Below are 22,457 nucleotides of genomic sequence, written 5' to 3'. Positions count from 1 at the left end.
GGCTGTGCAAGGCTGCTTGCCCGAAGACACCGACAGGCGGTTCTCTTCAAGTCACCTACCTCGTCAGCCTCGGCGTGCCGATCCCTTTAGCAGCTCCATGCGGTACGCGTATTCGAAGAGGAACTCGAACGCCTCCAGATGGCGCTTCGCCTCAAAAGCGTTCGCGCCCCAGGCGTAAATGCCGTGGTTGCGGAGCAGCACGCCGGGAATGCGCGGGTCCAGCGCCGCAGTGATCTCCGGGACGATGCTTGGGATGTCGGCGTAATTGGGTACGATCGGCACATCGATGCGGGCGTCCTGGTCCCAAATATTGAACGCCTTGATCAGCTCGACGGCGTCGACCGGCACGGATCCGCGCTCGGCAAACCATTCGGAGATCAGATTGTTAAACACCGTATGGACATGGAACACCGCTCCGCAGCCGGTAAGCCGGTAAATCTCGCAATGGATCAGCGTCTCGGCCGAAGGCTTGAGCGCGGTTGCCTCGCAAGGCCGTCCGCTCTCGTCCACAAAAAGAAAATCCTCCGGCGTCTGCGCGGACTTGTCGCGTCCGCTCGAGGTGACGGCAAACTGAAAGCGCGTCGGCGCGTACGCGCCGACGCGGATCGACAGATTGCCGCTCGTGCCGGGGAACCACCCGCGTCCGGAAAAATCCGCCTTGATGTTGCGCAGCTCGGCCAGCGCGCGCTGCTTCTCCTCGGTCGTCGCCGAATACTCCTCCTGTAACGTCATGGACGGCTGCCTCCTTCAAAATTGTCGACTAGGTTTGTTTCGATGGCATGTTTTTCAGATGATCGAGCACCTCGTTGAAGGTCTCGTAGGGCACGGACGGCACGCCGAGCTCGCGACATTTCTTCGTCAGGTGCGAGCGCGAGAACACCAGATCGGCGAGCTGCGCGCCTTCGAAATCGGTCACGCTGTCGCCGATCAGGATGCGTTCATAACGCTCGGGCGGAAAGCGCCGCATCACCGTCGTCTTGCACATGCCGCAGCCGCCGCTGGCGCACTCTGCGTCGCACGGATGCGGCCAGGTGACCCGGATCCATTCCCCGCCAAAGTCGCTGCCGTTGCAATAAATATGATCGTGCGCGATCGGGTACGGCTCCAGCGTCGGATAGACGAAGAAATCGAGGCCGCCGCTGGTGACGTAAAAGTCGATCTGCGCCTCGCGGCAATAGGCGAGCAGCTCTGAAAAGCCCTCCCGAATCTCAATATTGTCCAGCGCGTAGGCTTCGATCTCCGCGCGGCGCGCGCTCGGCAGCAGCCGGAAGAGGGCGCCGACCCCGTCCTGAATCGTCACCCGCTGCGCGATGATGTCGTCGACGATCGGCTGCCAGCCCGGCGGGTCGAAGTGCTTGATAATCGCGACAATGTTGTCGTTGACCGTGATGGTGCCGTCAAAATCGCAAAAAATGACGCGCGCGCGCTTCTCCTTCATGCCTTGATCCCCCACAGCTCCACGGCCCGTCCGAGCGCCTCGTGCTGCCGTGCCGCTTCGGCCAGCGGGATGCCCGCCGCGCTCGCGCGCATCGCCTCGCGGAACGCTTGTCCGCCCGCGGCGGTGCCGAGCGGATGACCGTGAATGCCGCCGCCCGCATTGACGACGACGTCCTGGCCGAAATCGCGCAGGATGAGCGGCACGACGCCGGGGTGAATGCCCGCCGAGGGGACCGGCAGCGCGCGCCGGATTGGCAGTTCGTCGCTCAGGAGCGCTTCTTTCACGGCCATGTTCTCGGCCTTGGGCATGACGACCGAGCCGTATGGGGAAGGGAATAGCGACAGATCGGCGCCGGCGAGGCGCACGAGCTTGCCGAGCAGGAGCGGCGCCGCGACGCCATAGTGCGGCGACGGATACAGCGCGCCGGCGAGCGCCGGATGCGCCGCAATCGGCACGGCAATCTCGGGATCGCTGCTCAGCTCGTGCAGGGCGTCGAGGCCGTAGGCCAGCACATTGAAGAGCAGGGCGTTGGCGCCGGCATCGATGGCCTTGAGCGCCTGCTCGCGAAGCTTCGACGTCTTGCCGGTCACATTGACGGCGTACAGCAGCTTCTGCCCGGTCTGCTCCTGCGCCCGCGCGGCCGCCTCCATGCACACCGCGACGCGCTTCTCGATCGGCGTGAGCGGATTCTCGAACAGAATCTCGTCGTCCTTGATCAGATCGACGCCGCCCAGCGCCTGGCCGTAGAATTGCGCGCGCAGCTGCTCCAGATCGTGCCCGATCACGGACTTGAAAATGCTCATCAGCAGCGGCCGGTCGTACACGCCGAGCAGCTCGCGTACGCCGTCCAGACCGAACTTCGGCCCGGGAAAGGCGGACAAGAAGCCTTCGCTGAATGTCAGGTCGAGCAGCTTGATGCGGCCGTCCATCGACAGCTTGCCGAATACAGTGACGAGCAGGGCCGGCAGGTCGCGGCTGAAATTTGCATCCGGGTACGCGATGCGAATGTCGGCATAGCGCTCGCCGTTCGGACTATCCTCGGGCTCGTGCACCTCCACGGAGAGTACGCGCCCGAGATGCTTCTCCATCTCGGCCTTGCGCGCTTCGGGCAGATCGGTCCAGCTGCCGACGGTGAGACCGACCGCGATGGCAGTCGCTTTTTTGTGGAAATCCGCCAGATTGTCTTGTAGACGGTATGTGGCAATGCAGGCTTCGCTCATGATGATTGCAATCCCTCCTCAATGCTGTCTCCAAGCTCGCCGGCTCGCTCGGCGGCACGCGCCATGGCGCGCTGCACGCCCTCGGGGAAGCCGTGCGCGTCCAGGGTGCGGATCGCGGCCTCGGTCGTGCCGCCGGGGGACATCACCTTGCGTCGCAGCTCGGCTGGCTGCTCGCCGGTCGCCAGCACCATCTCGGCCGCGCCGCGCAGCGTCTGCACCGTCAGGGCGCGTGCCGCATCGGCATCCAGGCCGAGCTGCTGTCCGGCGGCGATCATCTGTTCCATCAAATAGTAGGCGTACGCCGGTCCGCTGCCCGAGACCGCCGTCACTGCGTCCAGCAGGGGCTCGTCGACGACCTCGGCCGTGCCGACGGCCTCGAACATCGCGGTCGCCATCGCGCGCGCCTGCGGCGAGACGCGCTCCGAGAAGCTGATGCCCGTGACGCCGAGCCCGATCGTGCTGGATGTATTCGGCATCGTGCGGACGATCGGGACGTCGCGACCCACGAGCCGCTCGATTGCGGCGATGCGCAGTCCGGCGATGACCGAGACGAGCAATTGGCCCGGTCTGACGATCTCGCCGAATTGCCGCAGCGCCTGGGCGGCGTCCTTGGGCTTCATCGCCAGCACGACGATCTCGGCACCTTTCAGCGCCTCCAGCTTGGCGCCGCCCTCTGAGGGCGCCTGCACGCCGTAGCGGCTGCGCAGCGCCTCCAGGCGCGCGGCGTCGGCGCGATTGATCATCGTGATCTGCTGCGGCTGCGTCAGCTCGCGCGTCAGCAGCCCGCGCACGATCGCTTCGGCCATAGAGCCGGCCCCGTAGAAGGCCAGTTTTTTTCCATACAGTCCGCTTGCTTCTTGCCGAGCGGCGGCAGCGTTGCCCGGTTCATGGTCATGCATCGGCAATTCTCCTTTCGACGGACGGCTAAGGGCGAATCTGCCCGGTGCCGCGAATTTCATATTTGGTCGAGGTCAGCGCGGGCAGGCCCATCGGGCCGCGGGCGTGCAGCTTTTGCGTACTGATGCCGATCTCCGCGCCGTAGCCGAATTCGAATCCGTCGGTGAAGCGGGTGGACGCATTGTGGTAGACGGCTGCGGCATCGACTTGCTGGAGGAAGCGCTCGGCGCGCGCCGCATCCTCGGTGACGATGCACTCCGAGTGCATCGTGCCATAGCGGGCGATGTGCCGCAGCGCTTCGTCCATGTCCGCAACGACGCGGATATTCAGGATGTAATCGCTGTACTCCGTGGCGTAGTCGCTGTCGGTCGCGGGCACGACAGCGTCCAGCAGCGCGGCCGCGCCTTCGTCGCCGCGCAGCTCGACCCCGGCCTCGCGCAGGCGCGCCGCCAGCGCGGCCAGGTGCCGCTCGGCATAGGCGCGGTGCACGATCAGCGTCTCCATGGCATTGCATACGGAAGGGCGCTGCACCTTGGCGTTGAGCGCGATCTCTGCGGCCATCTCGGGATCTGCGCCGGCATCGACGTACGTATGACAGATCCCGGCGCCGGTCTCGATCACCGGGACGCTGGCATGCTCCACGACCGTACGGATGAGCGCGGCGCCGCCGCGCGGAATGATGACGTCGAGCAGGCCGTTGAGCTTCATCATCTCGCTCGCCGAGGCGCGATCGGCGTCCTCGATGAGCTGCAGCGCATCCGGCGGCAGCGCGGTCTGCGCCATCGCCTCGTGCAATACCTGCACGATCCGTCGATTCGAGGAGAGCGCGGCGGAGCCGCCCCGCAGGACGACCGGATTGCCGGTCTTGAGGCAGAGCCCGGCCGCGTCGACCGTGACGTTGGGGCGGGCTTCGTAGATGATCCCGATGACGCCGAGCGGCACGCGCCGCTTCGTGATGCGCAGGCCGTTGGGCCGGTCGAACGTATCCAGCACGTCGCCGACGGGGTCGGGAAGCGCGGCTATCTGGCGCAGCCCTTCGGCGATGCCGGCGATGCGCTGCTGGTTGAGCGCGAGCCGGTCCAGCAGCGACGCGCTCGTGCCGTTCTCCCGGCCGCGCCGCAGATCCTCGCCGTTGGCGTCGACGATCGATTGCTGCTGCATCAGCAGCGCGTCGGCCAGGTGCAGCAGGGCCTTATTTTTTTGCTCGGTCGTCAGCGCGGCCATCGCCGTCGCGGTCGCCCGGGCGCGCTTGGCCTTGCCCCGCACCTCCGAATCGGCGACGACCGCTTGGGCGCCTAGCTGTTGTCCATCCATCATCTCTATCGTCCTCCTCTATAACCTGCATAAAAGTTAGCCTAACGCGACCCACTCGTCGCGATGAATGACCTCGATGCGCGAGACCTCGACCCGGCGCCTCGCCTCTTCGGTGCTCAGCCCGGCTACCGCCTGCACCTGCCACTGGGCATAGTTGACGATGCCGCGACCGAGCACGCGTCCGTCCGAGCCGACGACCTCGACGACGTCGCCGGGCCGGAAGTCGCCCTCCGCAGCGCGAATCCCCGCAGGCAAGAGGCTGCGGCCGTCGGAGAGCAGAGCGACTTCGGCGCCGCCGTCGATGACGATTCGCCCCGTGATCGGCGAGTGGAAGCCGACCCATTGCTTCTTGACGGGCAGATTATGCAGCGTCGTATCGAAGTACGTGCCCTTGCCGCGTCCGGCTGCGGCTAGGGCCAGGTCGCCGGGCTCTTCGGCCCGGCCGATGAAGGCGGGCACGCCGCCGCGCATCGCGATGCGCGCGGCCTCGATCTTGGAGCGCATGCCGCCGGTGCCGACGCTCGAGCCGGCGCCGCCGGCGATGCGCTCGATCTCGTCCGTCACGGTGCTGACGCGCGCGATGCGGGCGGCTTGCGGGTCCTTGCGCGGATCGGCGGAGTAGAGGCCGTCCGTATCGGTGAGGATCAGCAGTTGCGCCGCGCGCACGAGGTTGGCGACAAGCGCGGAGAGCGCGTCGTTGTCCCCGAACTTCAGCTCCTCGGTCGAGACCGTATCGTTCTCGTTGATGATCGGCAGGACCCGCTGCCGCAGCAGCTCGTCAATCGTGCGCTGCGCATTGCGGATGCGCGGCCGGTTGGCGAAGTCGGGACGCGTCAGCAGCAGCTGCGCCACCGGAATGCCATGCGCCGCAAATGCTTCTTGGTAGGCCTGCATCAGCAGCGCCTGCCCGACGGCGGCGGCGGCTTGCTTCTCATGCAGATGGCGGGGACGCGTCGCGTATCCGATTCGGCGAAAGCCTGCGGCGACCGCGCCCGAGGTGACGAGCAGCACGCGGCATCCGGTGCGATGCAGCGCGGCAATCTCGCCGGCATACAGCGCGACACGGTCCGCGCTCAGGCCGCCGCCCTCGGTCGTCAGCGAGCTGCTGCCGATTTTGACGACAATCGTTTCTTTTCCTGCCTCGTTCATTTCCCGATCGTATCCTTCCCGCCAAATAGCTGACTTCGATTTTGACACCTTCTGTAAAGAAACAAAAAGACTCCCGCCCAGTAAAGGACGAAAGTCACGGCTTCCGCGGTACCACCTTTATTGACCGTCCGCGGGTATGCGCGGGCGGTCCAGCTTGCGGCCCGGTAACAGCGGGCGCCGTCCGGCTCGTCGCCGGCCGCTCCGGGGTGGGACAAACAGGCGCCGTGGTAAATTTTTGCAGCCGGGAAATTTACTCTCTGGTCACGGCGGGTTCGCTGCTTGCAGCCCCTTCATCGCGTTGCATGTTCGATTGCATCTAGCATACCACGAGCGAGCGCCGGGTGTAAAGAACGGCGGCTCGGCGAAACCTCAGCGAAACAGCCCGAGCTCGCCGATGCGCCGTATCGCCTCGCGAAGACGCTCTTCGCCGGCGAGCAGCCCGAGGCGCACGTAGCCCTCGCCGTGCGCGCCGAAGCCCGCGCCGGGCGCGAGCACCACGCCGGCCTCCTCCAGCACGCGGTCCGCGAACGAGACCGAATCGAGCCCGGCTGGGACCGGCAGCCAGCAAAAGAACGAGCCGCCCGGGCGTTCGGCCAGCCAGCCGATCTCCGCCAGTGCCTCAAAAAGCGCTTCGCGGCGACCGGCGTAAACGGCATTGAGCTCCGCCACACAGTCCTGCGGGCCGCCGAGCGCGGCTGCGGCCGCCTCCTGGATGCCGCCGAACAGGCTGCAATAGTAGTGATCCTGCATCAGATTGATCAGCTCGACGATCTCGGGATTGCCGAGTGCGAAGCCGACCCGCCACCCGGCCATATTGTACGTCTTGGACAGCGTATAGAATTCGATGCCGACCTCCTTGGCTCCCGGCGTCTGCAGGAAGCTGACCGGCCGCGGGCCGTCCAGCCCGATGGCGCCGTAGGCGAAGTCGCTGGCCACGGCGATATGGTGCTCGCCGGCGAACCGCACCGTCTCCTCGTAGAATTGCGGCGTCGCCGCCGCGCCGGTCGGGTTGTTGGGATAATTGAGAAACATCAACCGGGCGCGCTCGGCAATCTCCGGTGCGAGCGCGTCATAGCGAGGCAGGTAGCCGTGCGCCTCGCGCAGCGGCATGAAGGCCATCTCTGCGCCGGCCAGCGCAACCCCGGACCAGTAGTCCGGGTAGCCGGGATCGGGCACGAGACACAGGTCGCCGGGATTGAGCAGGCATTGGCTGATCTCGATCAGACCGGTCTTGCCGCCGAACAGAATCGCGACCTCGGTCTGCGGGTCGAGCCGGACGCCGTAATCCTCGGCGTAGCGCGCGGCCACGGCTTCCTTGAGGAAGGCATGGCCGCGGAACGGCGGATAGCGATGATGCTGCGGATCGGCCGCAGCCTGCTGCAGGGCAGCCACGACATGCGGCGGCGACGGCCGGTCGGGATTGCCCTGTCCGAGATGAATGATGTCGCGGCCCTTGGCGGCTTCGGCTCCGGCCTTGGCGACGAGGGCGGCAAAGAACTGGGCCGGCAGGCGATTCATGCGATCGGCGGGCCGGGCCAGGCGTTTATCGATAATAGGCTTCATAAAATAAGTACACTCCACATCGTCCGTATTCACTATCATGTCCAATGTATCAAAAAGCGCTGGCGGTGTCGAGATAAGGCCGGGAGGATCGGGTAGCTAAGCCTCGGATGCTTTCAGCACGATGGCCGAATTGTGCCCGCCGAAGCCGAACGAATTGGACATGCCGTATCGCAGCCCGGCCTTGCGTGCCTCATTGGGCACATAATCGAGATCGCAGGCGGGATCGGGCGTATCGAGGTTGACCGTCGGCGGAATGCATTGTTCCCGCAGCGAGCGCAGCAGGGCGATCGCCTCGACTGCGCCGGAGGCGCCGAGCATATGGCCGGTCATCGACTTGTTGGCGGTGATCGGAATCCGATAGGCTTCGCCGCCGAGCACGCGCTTGATCGCGGCGGTCTCCGAGCGGTCGCCGACGACAGTGCTCGTCGCGTGCGCGCTGATGACGTCGAGCTCGTCGGGGGAGAGCCCGGCCTCGGTCAGCGCCAGCCGCATCGCGCGGGCCGCGCCGTCGCCGTCCGGCGGCGTGGCGACCATATGGTAGGCGTCGGACGAGGCGCCATAGCCGATGACTTCGCCGAGAATGCCGGCTCCTCGGCGCATGGCGTGCGCGCGCGATTCCAGCACGAGAATGCCCGCCCCCTCGGCGATGACGAAGCCGTCCCGATTGGCATCGAACGGACGACTGGCCCGCTGCGGCTCGTCGTTGCGGGCGGACAGGGCTGTCGCATTGGCGAAGCTGGCCAGCGCGATGTCGGTCAAGGCTGCTTCGGCGCCGCCCGCCAGAATGACGTCGGCCCGTCCGGACCGAATGGCGTGGAAGGCCTCGCCGATGGCCGTATTGCCGATCGAGCATGCAGTCACGGGCGCCAGCGAGGGCCCGAGCGCGCCATACCGAATGCTGATCAGCGCAGCCGCCATATTGGGGATCATCATCGGCACGAGTGTCGGGCTGACCCGACTGGGACCGCGCTCGGCCGATAGGTCAGCCTGCTGCATCAGCGTCTGGATGCCGCCGATTCCCGATCCGACGTAAACGCCCATCCGCTCCCGATCGATCCGATCGAGCTGCAGCTCCGCCTCGCGCACAGCCTGCTCCGCCGCTGCCAGCGCGAAGTGGCAGAAGCGGTCCATGCGACGCGCTTCCTTGCTCCCGATGACGGCCTGCGGATCAAAATCGCGCACGGCGCCGGCAATACGCACCTTGTGCCGGGCGGCATCGAAGGAGACGATCGGCGAAATGCCGGATTCGCCGCCGACCAGACGCCGCCAAAACGTATCCACATCGTTCCCGAGCGGCGAAATAAGGCCCGTCCCGGTAATGACCACTTGTTCCATCCTGTATCCTCCTGACGGTTAATGAAGGTCGATTGCTTCAATGGGCCCATTATGGAACAGCTCTTATCCTAGTACAACAATTCCTTTATACTGGTATAATAACTGCCAGTCTAACAATCTGCCGAAAGGAGAATGCCGATGAACGGACAGCCCAGACAGCAGGCGCTGTCGCAATTTTTGAAAACGAAGCGCGCCGCATTGTCGCCCGCAGCCGCCGGCTTGTCAGGCGGGACGCGCAGGCGTACGCCGGGGCTGCGGCGGGAGGAAGTGGCGCAGCTCGCCGGCATTAGCGTGACCTGGTATACGTGGCTGGAGCAAGGGCGGGACATCCGCGTCTCTCCCCCCGTACTGGACGAGATCGCCAGCGCGCTGCGTCTGAATGCCGATGAGCGCACTTACTTGTATTCGCTGGCGTTTGAGAGCGCGGCTGAGCGCGTTCAGGACCGGCTTGAGCCCGTCCGGCTCAGCCCCTCCCTGCAGCGCATCATGGGAGAGCTGACCTATTGTCCGGTGATGATTTCGGATCGACGCTGCAATATCGTCGGCTGGAACCGCGCGGCAGCGCATGTGTTTCTCGACTTCGACCGCATCCCGCCAGAGGAGCGCAACATGATCCGCCTGCTTTTTGCGCGCAGGGAGTTCAGGCGTCTTGCGGTTAATTGGGAGGATTTCGCGCAGGAATTTTTGTCAATGTTCCGCACCTACTATGGGCAATATATCGAAGATGAGTGGTATGAGCGTTTTTTGGAGGAGATGAAGCGCATGTATCCGGAATTCGATCAGATGTGGGAGCAGAGCCGCGTCAGCTATGCACCGGAGGTGCACCTGGAATTCAGACACGCCCGGGCGGGGAAGATGGTGTACGAACTGACATCGCTCAAAGTATACGGCCGGCTGGATCTGCGATGCAGCATTTATACGCCTGCGGCGGACACGCATACGGAAGCCAAATTGCAGCAACTAATGGAAGGGAATTAATGGAGCGCGTGTGGCGCCAGCGATGGAAGTGCGGAGACAAACGGCCATAGCGGCCTGTCACCGCACTCCAGGCGCAGCCGGTTATTTGCCGGAGCGCTCGCCGATCTTGCTCAAAAACGGCTTCAGATCGCCGTTGAACTCGAGCAGGAAGGGGCGATGCTTGGCGTCGAATACGAGCAGGACGGGCTGCTTGCCCTCGCAATGGAACAAGAATACGTCCTGGACGGGCACTTGCTCGTCGCGCACCTTGACCATCATCGCGCCTTCGAGCGGGATGCGGTAGACGAAGCCGCACTTGTCGTCGGGACCGAGCTGGGGAGCAGGCCCCCCGGCCGACTTCAGCCAGGCGGCTGCGATATCCTGATATTGCTTGTCGTTGTCGAGCGTCTTGACGACCTTGCCGGCCTTCACGTCGAAGACCTGCACGGGCCGCAGCGGCGTCGCCTCGGCGGCCGCGGACGCGAGGTGCGGGAGCAGCGCCATCAGCGCGAGCGCTGTAGCCAGCGCAAGCAGCGCGGCGCGGTTGATCGTTCGCATCGGCTTCACTTCTCCTTCAATTTTAATATCCATATTGTATGGAACGGAGGGTCCGGTACAGCATGCTGTTACTTTGCCCAACTTGACACGTTTCCATGACAGCGTATTATGATGAGGAGACGACACCGCTCGGCTCTGGGCCGTGCCTGAAATCAAGCATGTCAACGGGAGATGAAAAACGATGATGGACGAACCGAGCAGACCGCTTCATGTCGCGCTGCTGCAAATGAATATAAAGGCGGGCGATCCGGACGCCAACTTCCGTCGGCTCGGCGAGCTGCTGGAGGAGGCGGTCGCGGGAGATCCCAAGCCCGATATCGTGATGTTTCCGGAAATGTGGAATACCGGCTACGCTCTGGACCGCATCGAGGAGCTGGCCGATCCGCAAGGCAAACGCACGCTGGCGCTGCTGGGCGAATATGCCCGAAAGCATCAGGTACATCTGTTAGCCGGCTCGATCGCCGAACGGCGGGACGATGGCGTCTACAATACCGCCTATGTCCTGGACCGCGCCGGCGCGGTCCGGGCCAGCTACTCCAAGATTCATCTGTTCCGGCTGATGGAGGAGGAGAAGCATCTGCAAGCCGGGGATCGGCCGGGCACGCTGGAGCTTGACGGCATTGCGGCCGGCATGATGATCTGCTACGACATCCGCTTCCCCGAGCTGGCCCGCCGCCTGGCGCTCGGCGGCGCCCGGATGCTGTTCGTCCCGGCCGAGTGGCCGAATCCGCGGCTGCATCACTGGCGTACGCTGCTGACCGCGCGCGCCATCGAGAATCAGATGTACGTCATTGCCTGCAACCGCACCGGCACGAGCGGAGCGACCTCGTTTTTCGGCCATTCGATGATCATTGATCCGTGGGGCGAGGTCGTCGCGGAAGCGGGCGAGGCGGAGACGGTGCTGCGCGCCGTCGTCGATCCGGCGCTGACCGAGGAGGTGCGCGGCCGCATCCCCGTCTTCGAGGATCGCCGGCCGGCTCTGTATTAGGACGTGGCGCGGCGTCGCTACAGGTCGAAATGGCGCTCGACGGTCGTCTGCATCGTGCGGATAAACGCTTCGGAGGCGCGCGACAAGTACCGTCCCTTGCGGCTGGCGATGACCAGCGTGCGCGAGGGGCGCGGCTCGGCGAGCCGGACGTAGACGGGGGCAAGCGTGCTCCACTGGGCGCGGGCGACCATCGCGGGCACGAAGGCGATGCCCATGCCCGCGGCGACGAGCGATTGCACCGTCTCGATGTTGCCGCTCTCGAAGACGATGCGCGGCGCGAAGCCGGCTTGGGCGCATAGATCAAGCGCAATCTGACGGAAGCCCTGGCCTTTTTTGAGCAGGATGAAGGGCTGCTCGCGCAGCTCCTCCAGCCGCACGTCCTCCGCGCTCCCGCTGCGGCGCGCCAGCTCGTGCTGCGGCGGCACGGCGAGCCGGATCTCCTCCTCGACGAGCGGGACATAGGTGAGCGCGGGCTCCTCGAGCGGCAGCGACAGCAGGCTCAGATCGGTCTGTCCGCTCGCGGTCAGCTGCTCGAGGCGGGAGGTGCTATCCTCGACGAGCACGACCTCGATCTCGGGGAATTTCTCCTGGAAGACGGGCAGGACGAGCGGCAGCATGTGCGCGCCCGTGATGGGCAGGCTGCCGACGACGAGCCGCCCTTTGCGCATGTGCGCCAGATCGTCCATCTCCTGCCGGAGCTGCTCGACGGAATCGAGGATATCCTGGGCCTTGGCGACAAAAACGGAGCCGGCGTGCGTCAGCTCGACGGAGTTGGTCGTGCGCCGAAACAGCAGCACCCCGATCTCCTTCTCCAGCTTGGACAGTTGCTGGCTGAGCGAGGGTTGGGCAATATGCAACTTTTCCGCGGCGCGCGAAAAATTTTTTTCCTCGGCGATGCGGACGACATACAGCAGTTGACGGAGTTCGATCCCAATCGCATCCTTTCTGAGTGCCTGACGCCTACTAACGCCTTATAGGTTGTCTCTATTACCATTATAGATATTATATCTTAGAACAATCAATTGCGAAATGTTACGATAGAAGCATCCACACGAACCGGTCCCGTCGTCTAGCGGAGGCGGCGCCAACGAATTGAACCAATGGGGTGAACCGACATGACAAAACGAACGATGTTCGAAAAAATCTGGGACAACCACGTCATTCAGCAAGAAGAAGGAAAGCCTGGCATCATCTATATCGACCTGCATCTCGTGCACGAGGTGACGAGCCCGCAGGCCTTCGAAGGCCTGCGTCTGAACGGCCGCAAGGTGCGCCGTCCGGAGCGCACGTTCGCGACGATGGATCACAACGTGCCGACCAAGGATCGCTTCAACATCTCCGATCCGATCTCCAAGCAGCAGATCGATACGCTGACGCGCAACTGCGAGGAATTCGGCGTCACGCTGTTCGACCTGAACAGCATCGATCAGGGCGTCGTGCACGTCATGGGGCCCGAGCTCGGGCTGACGCAGCCGGGCTACACGATTGTGTGCGGCGATAGCCACACTTCGACCCACGGCGCCTTCGGCGCACTCGCCTTCGGCATCGGCACGAGCGAGGTGGAGCATGTGCTGGCGACCCAGTGCCTGCAGCAGTCCAAGCCGAAGACGATGGAAGTGCGTTTTAACGGCAAGCGCAAGCCCGGCGTGACGGCAAAGGATCTGATTCTCGGCGTTATCGCCAAATACGGAACCGATTTTGCCACCGGCTACGTGCTGGAGTACACGGGCGAAGCGATCACGAGCCTGTCGATGGAGGAGCGCATGACGGTCTGCAACATGTCGATCGAGGCCGGCGCGCGCGCCGGACTGATCGCGCCCGACGAGACGACCTTCGCGTATCTGAAGGGCCGTCAATACGCGCCGCAAGGCGAGGCGTACGAGCGTGCCGTAGCCGAGTGGAAGGCGCTGACGACCGACGAGGGCGCAGCCTACGACAAGGTGGTCGATTTTGACGTCGACTCGCTGATCCCGCAAGTCACCTGGGGCACGAGCCCGGGCATGGGCACGGACATCACCTCGCGCGTGCCGGAGCCGGCTTCGCTGCCGACGGAGAACGAACGCAAAGCCGCCGCCAACGCGCTTGAATACATGGGTCTGGAGCCGGGTACGAAGATGGAAGACATCCCGGTCGACTATGTGTTCATCGGCTCTTGCACCAACGGCCGGATCGAGGACCTGCGCGCCGCCGCCGCAGTGGCCAAGGGCTATCAGGTTGATAGCCGCGTCACGGCGATTGTCGTGCCGGGCTCGGGTCGGGTCAAGCTCCAGGCCGAGCAGGAGGGACTGGACAAAATCTTCAGCGAAGCGGGCTTCGAATGGCGTGACGCCGGCTGCTCGATGTGCCTGGCGATGAATCCCGACGTGCTGCAGCCCGGACAGCGCTGCGCTTCGACCTCGAACCGCAACTTCGAGGGCCGTCAGGGACGCGGCGGACGGACGCATCTCGTCTCGCCGGCCATGGCTGCCGCAGCGGCGATCAACGGCCGCTTCACCGATGTGCGCGATTGGGAATTCAAAACCGAGGCGCTCGCCTAAGCGGCGCGCCTTCGAACCGAGAGGAGTCTGAACCAGATGGAAGCATTCACGAAGCATACCGGCATCGTCGCCCCGGTCGACCGCGTCAACGTCGATACGGACGCTATTATTCCGAAGCAATTTTTGAAGCGAATCGAGCGCAGCGGCTTCGGCCAGTTCCTGTTCTACGAATGGCGCTTCGACGAAGCGGGCAACGTCAACCCTTCATTCGAGCCGAACAAGCCGCGCTACGAGGGCGCCTCGGTGTTGATTTCCCGCGCCAATTTCGGCTGCGGCTCGTCGCGCGAGCACGCGCCGTGGGCGATTCTCGACTACGGCTTCCGCGTCGTCATCGCGCCGTCGTTCGCGGACATCTTCTATAATAACTGCTTCAAAAACGGCATCCTGCCAATCAAGCTCAGCGAAGAGCAAGTCGAAAAGCTGTTCCAGCGCACGGCCCAGCACGAAGGCTACAAGCTGACGGTCGATCTGGAGAACAACCGTCTGACCGACGCGCACGGTCTCGACGTCTCCTTCGAGCTTGACGAGCATCGCCGGCAATTCCTGCTGCAAGGCCTCGACGATATCGGGCTGACGCTGCAGCACGAGGACAAAATTTCGGCATACGAGGCGGCTCGCGCCGCGCAGTAAGTCCGTTATGCCAGGCCCCGGATGATCCGGGGCCATTTTCGCATTTCGGACCGTACCGTTTAAATTTTTCCTCGAAACGCAACTTTTTCTGTCGGACCGCGTCTAACTAAATGTTCGCAAGGTTCGTTCCGCGCACCAGGTCGGCGGTTCGATACGGCAAAATCAGTCTTCGAGGTGAGCGATGAAAAAGCTGGTATCATTCATGTTGGCGTTGACAATGGTTCTTGTCTTGTTCAACGGCGAAGGACAAGCCGCCGAAAAGCAGGTGGTCCCGAAGCTGTATCTGAACGGGCAGGAGCTGCAGACCTCCGTCAGTCCGATGCTGAAAAGCAACGTGACGATGGTCCCGCTCTCGGTCATTACGTCGAGCTTGGGCCACTACGCGACCTGGAACAAGGACACGCGTACTGTAACCGTACATAACAATGGCTTGGAAATGCTGCTCAAGATCAACAGCACGATTGCAACGGTGAACGACAAAGCGGTGGAAATGCGAGTAGCCGCTTTCATTGAGGACGGACGCACGATGGTGCCGCTGCGCTTCATCGGCGAATCGCTCGGCCTTGACTTCTACTGGGACAATAGCGCCAAGGCGGCGCATATGACGAAAAAAGTTGAGCCTCCGGTCGAGACCGAGTCGCCGAATGAAGACGATCCCGGAGCGGAGCAGCCTGAAGCGAACCCGGGCGGCGGGCAGACGGGCGGCGGAGTGTTCCCGGAAGGGCTGCCGGACCCGACGCCGGAGCAGCTGCGTCCGGTGCCGACGGACGCGATCGGCGCCATCACCGGCATTCGGTACGAGCTGAGCGAGGACGAGGGAACCCGGATCCTGATCGATTACGAAGGCAAGATGAACAGCGCCGAGGCATTTGCCATTGACGGGCCGGATCGGCTCGTGCTCGACCTGCCGTATGCGGCGTTTGCTTCCGACTTCGTAGAGGGCTTCCAGCTTGATCCGCAGGGCAAGCGCAGCGCGGAAGGCAAGCTGGTCGCCGAGGGACAAGCCGCGCTGACCGCCGTTCGTTACTCGGCGTTTTCGGACAAGCCTTCGACGGTGCGGGTCGTGCTGGATCTGACCGGGCCTGCGGAGTTCGCGACGAGCCAGGCGGATGGACAGCTGCGCATCGATGTCAAGCCCGACGCGAGCCGGATGCCGCTCTATGACGCCAGCGGCAATCGGATCTACAAGGTCGTCATCGACGCCGGTCACGGCGACCACGATCCAGGCGCGGCCAGCGTGACGAAGCGCGCGGAGAAGGAATTCAACCTCAGCGTCGCGCTCAAGGTCAACGCACTGCTGGAGAAGGAGCCGCGCATCCAGCCGTATATGACGCGCGACGACGATACCTTCGTCGATCTGTACGACCGGGCCGAGTTCGCCAATGACCGCAATGCGGACATCTTCGTGTCGATTCACGGCAACAGCTATTATTCCCATATCAGCGGCACGGAGACGTATTACACCCATGATCGCAGCCGATCTCTGGCGAATGTCATGCACAAGCATCTGGTCGATGCGACCGGACTGCCGGATCGCGGTGTGCGCACGGCCCGATTCGTCGTCATTCGCGAGACGGACATGCCGTCGGTGCTGCTGGAGTCGGGCTACCTGTCCAATGTGACGGACGAGAAGGTGCTGTTCTCCGAGGAAGGACAGAACAAGATCGCCAAGGGCATCGTCGCAGGCATCAAAGAATATTTCAATCTCAAATGACCGGGGGGATCGCGTTGACCAATCAAGCCAAAAAGCCGGTGTTGCTGGCCTTGCTCATACTTGTGGCCGTGCTGGCGGCCGGCTGCGGAAGCAGACAAGGAGACGCCCCGCCGGACAACAATGGAGGTGTCGTAAGCGCCTCTCCATCGAACCAGGGCGGCGAAGGCGAAAATGCCGAAGCGCCGGCGACGGATCCGGATCCGCTCGTTCGGACGGTCTATTATGGCAATGAGGACGGAACCGCATTGGTTAAGAAGCCGGTCGAGCTCGCGGCAGACACGCCGCTTGACGATCAGCTCGCGGCCGTGCTGGAGGCGCTGCAGCAGCCAAGCGACGACGCCAGCCTGTCCTTGTGGGAGAAGATCGATATTCTCTCGCATGCGCTGGAGGACGGCACGCTGACGCTGGATATCGACATTCCGGACGAGGCTCGGCTCGGCTCGCCGGGCGAAGCGCTGGCGCTGGATGCGCTCAAGCAGACGGTCTTCCAGTTCGAAGACGTCGAAGCGCTGGAGGTGCTGGTCGGCGGCGAAGCCAAAGACAGCCTGATGGGGCACGAGGAGCTGCCGCATCCGATCACGCGATAAGCACAAGCAATGAACACACCGCAGCGCAACACGTGATTTGCCGCCGCTTGATGGGGGCTAGCGTGTTGCGCTTTGCGGTACCAAATGGGGGAGCTAAATTTGAACAAAAAATGGTGGCAAAACGCGTTTTTGCTCGTATTGATCGTCTCGCTGCTGGGCAGCGGGAGCGCGGTGTATGCACAAGAGGACGACCAGCAGGCGCTGGCGGGCAAGGCGCCGTTCAACGATGTGCCGGCCGGGCATTGGGCGGCCAAGCACATCGCAAAGCTGGCGGCGCAAAACATCGTCATGGGCACCGGCGCCGGCAAGTTCGGCCCGAATACGAACGTCTCGCGTCAGGATGCGGTCATTATGGCGATCCGGCTGCTCGGCAAGCAGGGCGAGCTGCCGGATACGTCGACGATCTTTTTCCCGGAATCGTTTGCCGTTTCCGATTACGCGTACAGCTATGTGGTGCTGGCTTTTGAGCTCGGGCTGCTGGATCGGACCGAGGAGTTCAAGCGCGCCGACGCCGAGACGGAGCAGCAGTGGGGACCGCACACGGCCAGCCGTGAATGGGTGACCAAGCTGATGATCCGGGCGATCGGCAAAACCTCGCTTGCGACCGAGCTGCAGCAAATGCCGAGCGGCTTTGCCGATGCCGACATGGTCGGCGAAGGCTATGCGGGGTATGTCAATGCGGCCGTCTCGCTCGGCCTGATGAACGGCGTCAGCGAGACGCGCTTCGACCCGCAAGGCAGCATTACGCGCGCGATGATCGCCAAAATGTTCAGCGGCGCGCAGGCATTTTTTGGCGGCTCGTACGCCGGTCAATTGAGCGGCGTGCTGAGCGCGCGCACGGACAAGTCCATTACCTTGTACGACGAAGAGAGCGGCAGCGAGCGCATGTATACGGTCGGCGGCGATTCGCTGCTTTATCGCCACGACGGCACGATCAGCATCGCGCTCGGGGAGCTTGACCTCTATACCGAGCTGACCGTCATTGCCTCCGGGACGAGCGTCCGCTATGCGGAGCAGCTCGAGGGCGAGCCGCAGATCGAGACGTTCGACGGCGAGCTGGCGCGCTATGTGCCGAGCGAAAGCAAGCTCTGGCTCTACGCCGGCGACGAATACGTCGATGTGCGCTATGACGCGTCGCTGCAGCTGCGCGAGCCGAGCGGAGCCGAGCTCGAGCTGGACGACCTGCCGATCGGCAGCGCCTTGCAGGTGACGATGGATACATTCCGCGAGACCCCGCTGGCCGTGGCGATTGTCGTCGAGGGCGCGCCTGTCAACAAGACGGCGTCCGGTACGGTCGAGCGGGTGGCGGGCGACGAACTGACCGTCACGGAAGAGAGCAGCGGCGCTACCGAGACCTGGAAGGTCGACGAGCAGGCCGTCATCACGTGGAATAACCAGCTGCGCGGTCTGGATGATCTGGCGGAAGGCAATGCGATTACGTACACAGTCAAAAACAGCGTCGTGACGCGGATCGCGCTGACGCAGACGAGCGGCGTGACCGTGACCGGCGAATTCTACGAGGCGGGCGCTGACAGCAAGACAATTCAGTACCTCATCGACGGCCAGCCGAACGTGAAGTTCGTCGGCGAGGATGTCGAGGTGCGCATCGAAGGGCTCAGCGACTCCGACCTGAGCGATCTCGTGCGGGGCGATCGGATCGTCATGACGGTCAACGAACGCAACGAGGTCGTCTCGGTCGTCGTGCAGGACCGCCAGGTCGAATATATTAACGGCGCCAACATTATGTATGACTACGAGAAGGACAGCGGAGCGATTATCGTCAAGGACGGCGCGGGCACCGTCCATGCCATCGAGCTTGACAAGGACACCCGGATCGACTTCGCCGGCACGAAGCTGACGCTCGACGCGGCGGCGGGCATGCTCGTCAAAAACCGCAAGGTGACGATCGGCTATACGGATAACAAAGCGGTCACGCTGGAATTCCTGTTCAGCTACACCGGCGAGCTGACCAAGCTCGGCACAAGCGCCAAAACGCTGACGATGCGCGTGGACAACGGCTCGACGCTGGAGCTGGATATGCTTGCTCCTTCGGTCGAGGTGCGCGGCAAAGCCAACGCGACGCTCAGCGACGTCGCCGTCGGCGACCGCATCACCGCCCGGCTCGGCGGGGCGGAGCAGGACCAGGTCGTGACGATCCTCGTGCACGACACGGTGCAGCGCCAGGTCGTCTCGGTCAATGCGGCCTCCAACCGGATCGAGCTGAAGACCGGCACGCAGCCGGCCGAGACGCTGAACGTGCAGCCTTCCTGGCGAGTCGCGGCGCAGGACGGCACCGCGCTGACGCTGGCGGATCTGCAGGCCGGCGATCTGCTGCATGTGGAATATGCCGGCACGCAGCCGGTCGCGCTCATTCGCGTCGAGGTCACCATCGGCAAGCTGACTGCGGTCGGCGCGGACGAGCTGACGCTGCGTACAGCGTCCGGCGCCACCAAGGAAGTGGAGCTGAGCGGCGGCGTGCAAGTGAAGAAGAGCGGGCTCGCCTATACCGGGACATCGGCGCTCGGCGGCGGCGACTGGGTCAAGCTGACGCGCGACGCCTACGGGCGCGCCACCGTCGAGGTGCTGGCGCCGCTCACGCACCAATTCCGGATGTACGACGCGGGCACGCAGCAGCTCTACGTCCTTGCGACCCGGACGGGGGACCCCGACGTCAAGTTCAAGGTCACCTCTTCCTCGCTGCTTTACGACGGCAGCGATCCGATCACGATGGATGCGCTGACTAGCGGCGATGAGCTGACGATCTATGCCGCGGACGGCGTCCTGCTGGAGGCGTCCAGATAGGTAGATGCGCGCCGTCAGTCGTTTTTCAGTGAAACATGCGGACCGTATCTGCCCGCGCGGGCGGATACGGTCCGCTTCTTTTGGAGCCGATTTGACGGCTCCGGCTTTGTCGGGGCGAAATCTCTAAAATATTTACTTTCAAAAGCGCGAATCAGGCTTGCATGAGGTGTTATTTTTCGTTACACTTTGAAGCGAAGCCTATACGTGCCAGAGAGGGAAGCGATGAACAAAAAGCAGATGCGTCATATTCTGGATGTAATCGAGGACATGTTCCCCGATGCGCATTGTGAATTGAATCACAGCAATCCGTTCGAGCTGACCGTCGCCGTGCTGCTGTCCGCGCAATGCACGGACGAGACGGTCAACAAGGTGACGGCGGACCTCTTTCGCAAATATACACGACCCGAGGACTATCTGAGCGTACCGGTCGAGGAGCTCGAGCAGGACATTCGCCGGATCGGCCTGTTCCGCAACAAGGCCGCCAATATTCAAAAGCTGTGCCGCATGCTGCTGGACGTCTACGACGGCGAAGTGCCGCGCACGCGCGAGGAGCTTGTGCAATTGCCCGGCGTCGGGCGCAAGACGGCGAATGTCGTCATGTCCAACGCGTTTGGCGAACCGGCCATCGCGGTCGACACGCATGTCGAGCGCGTCAGCAAACGGCTTGGTGCCGCAGCTCCCGACGATTCCGTGCTGGAGGTGGAGCGCAAGCTGATGAAGCTCGTGCCCCGCGAAGCGTGGACGCTCACGCATCATCGGCTCATTTTTTTCGGGCGGTATCATTGCAAGGCTCAGAATCCGGGCTGCGCCGTCTGTCCGCTGCTCGATGGCTGCAAGGAGGGCAAACGGCGCATGAAGCCGCCCAGAATCAGGAAAGATAAGGCAAGTACCCAATCAATCGGCAGAAAAGGATGAGGACAATGAAATGCATTTCCGTATACACCAACAACTTCGAGCTGTTTTCCGATCTTTATCCGCAAATTCTCGCATCGCCGCCGGAAGAGAATGAGGACATCGTACTGGAAGGCATCACCGTCAGCGGCTCCGGCGAGGTGCCCGAGCAGTATCTCGAGCGCATGCGTCTGAAGCCGGAAGTCGTCGTGATGAAGGAGCGCAAGCTGGGCATTACGATTTTGCAGCACGGCAGCGTATTCGAGATCTGCATGCCGTATGCGGACGGCGAGCTGGAAAAACAGGCATAAGCAAGGCGTCTTGCGCATGCACCAGGGAGAGAGTAGAATGCATACGACACTTCAAGGCGCAGCGACGGACACGTCGGCTGCGCTTTTGGAACTTTCACGGCAGCTTGAGCGGGAGGGAGACGGCGCGCATGGCCACAAGCTGCGCGAGCTCGCGGACAAGCGCGAGGCAGACCGGCTGACGCTGGCGTTTTGCGGGCATTTCTCGGCGGGCAAGTCGACGCTCGTCAATCGCTTGTGCGGACATCCGCTGCTGCCGTCCAGTCCGATTCCGACTAGCGCCAACGTCGTCGCGATCCGCAGCGGCTCGCCGCTGGCGCGCATTACCCGCAGCACGGGCGAGACGATCGAGGCGCCGCCAGAGGAGCTGGAGCGTTACTGCGTGGACGGCGCTTCGTTCGCGTCGGTCGAGATTACGTATCCGATGCCCCATCTGGGGGAGCGCACGGTGCTGCTGGACACGCCGGGCATTGATTCCACGGACGACGCTCACCAGGCAGCGACGGAGTCGGCGCTGCATTTGGCGGACGTCGTTTTTTATGTGATGGATTATAACCATGTCCAGTCGGAGATCAACTTCGCCTTTGCCAAACGGCTCAAGGACTGGGGCAAGCCGCTCTATCTGATCGTCAACCAGATCGACAAGCATCGCGAGCGCGAACTGAGCTTCGCGGATTATCGCCGCAGCGTCGAGCAGGCCTTTGCGAGCTGGCATCTGGAGCCGGCGGGGATTCTCTATGTCTCGATGCGGGAGCCGGAGCATCCGCATCAGCAATGGCAGGCGCTGCAGCGCCTGCTGCGCGAGCTGCAAGGCGTCGGCGGCGATCTCAATGCGAGCAGCGTGGACGCGTCGGCCCGGCATCTGATCGCCGAGCACGGACGCTGGCGCTCGGCGCGCGAGCAAGAGCGTCGCGAGCAACTGCTCGCGCGCGCCGGCGGCGAGGAGGGCGCGCGCGAGGCACTGGCGCGTCTCGGCGCGATCGACGCCGAGCTCCAGGAGCAGCAAGAGGCGGCGGAGACGCTGCGGCTGCGGCTGCGCAAGGAAGCCCAGTCGCTGCTGGACAATGCGATTATCATTCCGGCTGCCACGCGCGACCTGGCACACGCTTTTCTGGAGAGTCGCAGATCCGGATTTCGGGCGGGCCTGCTTTTTGCCGCGGCCAAGACGGCGGCTGAGCGCGAGCGGCGCATGCAAGCGCTGCTGGAGGACTTCGGCGCTCAGGTGGACGCCTCGATCCGCTGGCACTTGACGGAGCTGCTGCGTCAGGCCGCGCATGCGCTGGGCTGGCAGGACGAGTCGCTCGAGCGCGAGCTCAGCCAAGCGCTGGAGGCGATCGTCACCGAGGCGCTGCTGGAGGACCAGGTGCAGCCGGGAGCGGTCTTCGGCAACGAATCGACGATGAACTATTGCAAGGCGCTGTCCGCCTCGGTCAAAAGCGACTATCGGCAGCGGGCCTATGCGCTGATCGAGCAGTTGACCGAGCCGGCGGCCGCGCCGAGCAGCGCCGCAGCGGAGCAGCTTCGGCAGCGGCGCGCGGATGTGGCCGCCGCCGCGCAGGCCGCGTCCGC

General features: G+C 63.6%; 20 protein-coding genes. 10 read left to right on the top strand and 10 right to left on the bottom strand.

Features of this window, described 5'->3' with window-relative positions; genetic code table 11:
- Positions 1-63 precede the first annotated feature (63 nt).
- The 8 genes from mtnB to fabF all read right to left on the bottom strand — a co-directional run bounded on the left by mtnB (position 64) and on the right by fabF (position 8,916).
- Entirely contained in the window at positions 64-732 is a 669-nt protein-coding gene (gene mtnB, locus IDH44_RS07870; protein WP_190916409.1) for a methylthioribulose 1-phosphate dehydratase, read from the bottom strand.
- Positions 733-760: 28 nt separating this feature from the next.
- A complete protein-coding gene (locus IDH44_RS07865; RefSeq protein WP_190916407.1) occupies positions 761-1,438 on the bottom strand; it encodes a 2-hydroxy-3-keto-5-methylthiopentenyl-1-phosphate phosphatase in 678 nt (225 codons plus the stop codon).
- On the bottom strand, positions 1,435-2,658 hold the full coding sequence (locus IDH44_RS07860; RefSeq protein ID WP_190916405.1) for a 2,3-diketo-5-methylthiopentyl-1-phosphate enolase: 1,224 nt from the start codon (positions 2,656-2,658) through the stop codon (positions 1,435-1,437). Before IDH44_RS07860 ends, IDH44_RS07865 begins: the two co-directional genes overlap by 4 nt.
- Positions 2,655-3,557 carry a pyrroline-5-carboxylate reductase gene (proC, locus tag IDH44_RS07855; protein ID WP_190916403.1) on the bottom strand — a complete coding sequence of 301 codons (903 nt, stop codon included), beginning with the start codon at positions 3,555-3,557 and terminating at the stop codon, positions 2,655-2,657. The genes IDH44_RS07860 and proC overlap by 4 nt, the downstream gene beginning before the upstream one ends.
- A gap of 25 nt (positions 3,558-3,582) precedes the next feature.
- Positions 3,583-4,872 carry a glutamate-5-semialdehyde dehydrogenase gene (locus tag IDH44_RS07850; RefSeq protein WP_190916401.1) on the bottom strand — a complete coding sequence of 430 codons (1,290 nt, stop codon included), beginning with the start codon at positions 4,870-4,872 and terminating at the stop codon, positions 3,583-3,585.
- A gap of 33 nt (positions 4,873-4,905) precedes the next feature.
- Positions 4,906-6,018, bottom strand: coding sequence for a glutamate 5-kinase (proB, locus tag IDH44_RS07845; protein WP_190916399.1), 1,113 nt, complete (start codon positions 6,016-6,018; stop codon positions 4,906-4,908).
- 369 nt (positions 6,019-6,387) lie between these two features.
- Positions 6,388-7,581 carry a pyridoxal phosphate-dependent aminotransferase gene (locus IDH44_RS07840; RefSeq protein ID WP_190916397.1) on the bottom strand — a complete coding sequence of 398 codons (1,194 nt, stop codon included), beginning with the start codon at positions 7,579-7,581 and terminating at the stop codon, positions 6,388-6,390.
- A 96-nt stretch (positions 7,582-7,677) separates the two neighbouring features.
- A complete protein-coding gene (gene fabF / locus IDH44_RS07835; RefSeq protein ID WP_190916395.1) occupies positions 7,678-8,916 on the bottom strand; it encodes a beta-ketoacyl-ACP synthase II in 1,239 nt (412 codons plus the stop codon).
- Between the two features lie 138 nt (positions 8,917-9,054).
- On the opposite strand from fabF, the gene IDH44_RS07830 reads away from it, so the two are divergent.
- Entirely contained in the window at positions 9,055-9,894 is an 840-nt protein-coding gene (locus IDH44_RS07830; protein WP_190916393.1) for a helix-turn-helix transcriptional regulator, read from the top strand.
- A gap of 81 nt (positions 9,895-9,975) precedes the next feature.
- On the opposite strand, the gene IDH44_RS07825 is transcribed toward IDH44_RS07830, so the two are convergent.
- Positions 9,976-10,431: a hypothetical protein gene (locus IDH44_RS07825; protein ID WP_190916391.1), complete on the bottom strand. Its 456-nt coding sequence runs from the start codon at positions 10,429-10,431 to the stop codon at positions 9,976-9,978.
- A gap of 181 nt (positions 10,432-10,612) precedes the next feature.
- On the opposite strand from IDH44_RS07825, the gene IDH44_RS07820 reads away from it, so the two are divergent.
- Positions 10,613-11,419 carry a carbon-nitrogen family hydrolase gene (locus IDH44_RS07820; RefSeq protein ID WP_397326751.1) on the top strand — a complete coding sequence of 269 codons (807 nt, stop codon included), beginning with the start codon at positions 10,613-10,615 and terminating at the stop codon, positions 11,417-11,419.
- Between the two features lie 17 nt (positions 11,420-11,436).
- Here IDH44_RS07820 and IDH44_RS07815 read toward each other — a convergent pair whose 3' ends face one another.
- Positions 11,437-12,348 carry a LysR family transcriptional regulator gene (locus IDH44_RS07815; protein ID WP_190916771.1) on the bottom strand — a complete coding sequence of 304 codons (912 nt, stop codon included), beginning with the start codon at positions 12,346-12,348 and terminating at the stop codon, positions 11,437-11,439.
- A 186-nt stretch (positions 12,349-12,534) separates the two neighbouring features.
- Between IDH44_RS07815 and leuC the strand changes: the two genes are divergently transcribed.
- The 8 genes from leuC to IDH44_RS07775 form a co-directional block, all read left to right on the top strand.
- Positions 12,535-13,956, top strand: coding sequence for a 3-isopropylmalate dehydratase large subunit (gene leuC, locus IDH44_RS07810; RefSeq protein ID WP_190916389.1), 1,422 nt, complete (start codon positions 12,535-12,537; stop codon positions 13,954-13,956).
- A 36-nt stretch (positions 13,957-13,992) separates the two neighbouring features.
- On the top strand, positions 13,993-14,586 hold the full coding sequence (gene leuD / locus IDH44_RS07805) for a 3-isopropylmalate dehydratase small subunit (RefSeq protein WP_190916387.1): 594 nt from the start codon (positions 13,993-13,995) through the stop codon (positions 14,584-14,586).
- A 181-nt stretch (positions 14,587-14,767) separates the two neighbouring features.
- Entirely contained in the window at positions 14,768-16,300 is a 1,533-nt protein-coding gene (locus IDH44_RS07800) for an N-acetylmuramoyl-L-alanine amidase (protein ID WP_190916385.1), read from the top strand.
- 14 nt (positions 16,301-16,314) lie between these two features.
- The gene (locus IDH44_RS07795; RefSeq protein ID WP_190916383.1) at positions 16,315-16,887 is read left to right on the top strand and encodes a GerMN domain-containing protein; all 573 of its coding nucleotides are present in this window, start codon (positions 16,315-16,317) and stop codon (positions 16,885-16,887) included.
- Positions 16,888-16,986: 99 nt separating this feature from the next.
- Positions 16,987-19,689, top strand: a complete 2,703-nt coding sequence (locus IDH44_RS07790) for an S-layer homology domain-containing protein (RefSeq protein ID WP_190916381.1) — start codon at positions 16,987-16,989, stop codon at positions 19,687-19,689.
- Positions 19,690-19,911: 222 nt separating this feature from the next.
- Positions 19,912-20,604, top strand: a complete 693-nt coding sequence (gene nth, locus IDH44_RS07785; RefSeq protein WP_190916379.1) for an endonuclease III — start codon at positions 19,912-19,914, stop codon at positions 20,602-20,604.
- Positions 20,605-20,609: 5 nt separating this feature from the next.
- The gene (locus tag IDH44_RS07780; RefSeq protein ID WP_190916377.1) at positions 20,610-20,891 is read left to right on the top strand and encodes an NAD/NADP transhydrogenase alpha subunit; all 282 of its coding nucleotides are present in this window, start codon (positions 20,610-20,612) and stop codon (positions 20,889-20,891) included.
- Between the two features lie 37 nt (positions 20,892-20,928).
- A partial coding sequence (locus tag IDH44_RS07775; RefSeq protein ID WP_190916375.1) for a dynamin family protein occupies positions 20,929-22,457 on the top strand: 1,529 nt, incomplete at its 3' end.

It is taken from the genome of Paenibacillus sabuli (genome assembly GCF_014705605.1).
GTDB lineage: Bacteria > Bacillota > Bacilli > Paenibacillales > Paenibacillaceae > Paenibacillus_D > Paenibacillus_D sabuli.
This window is presented reverse-complemented; position numbering and strand designations above follow the sequence as displayed.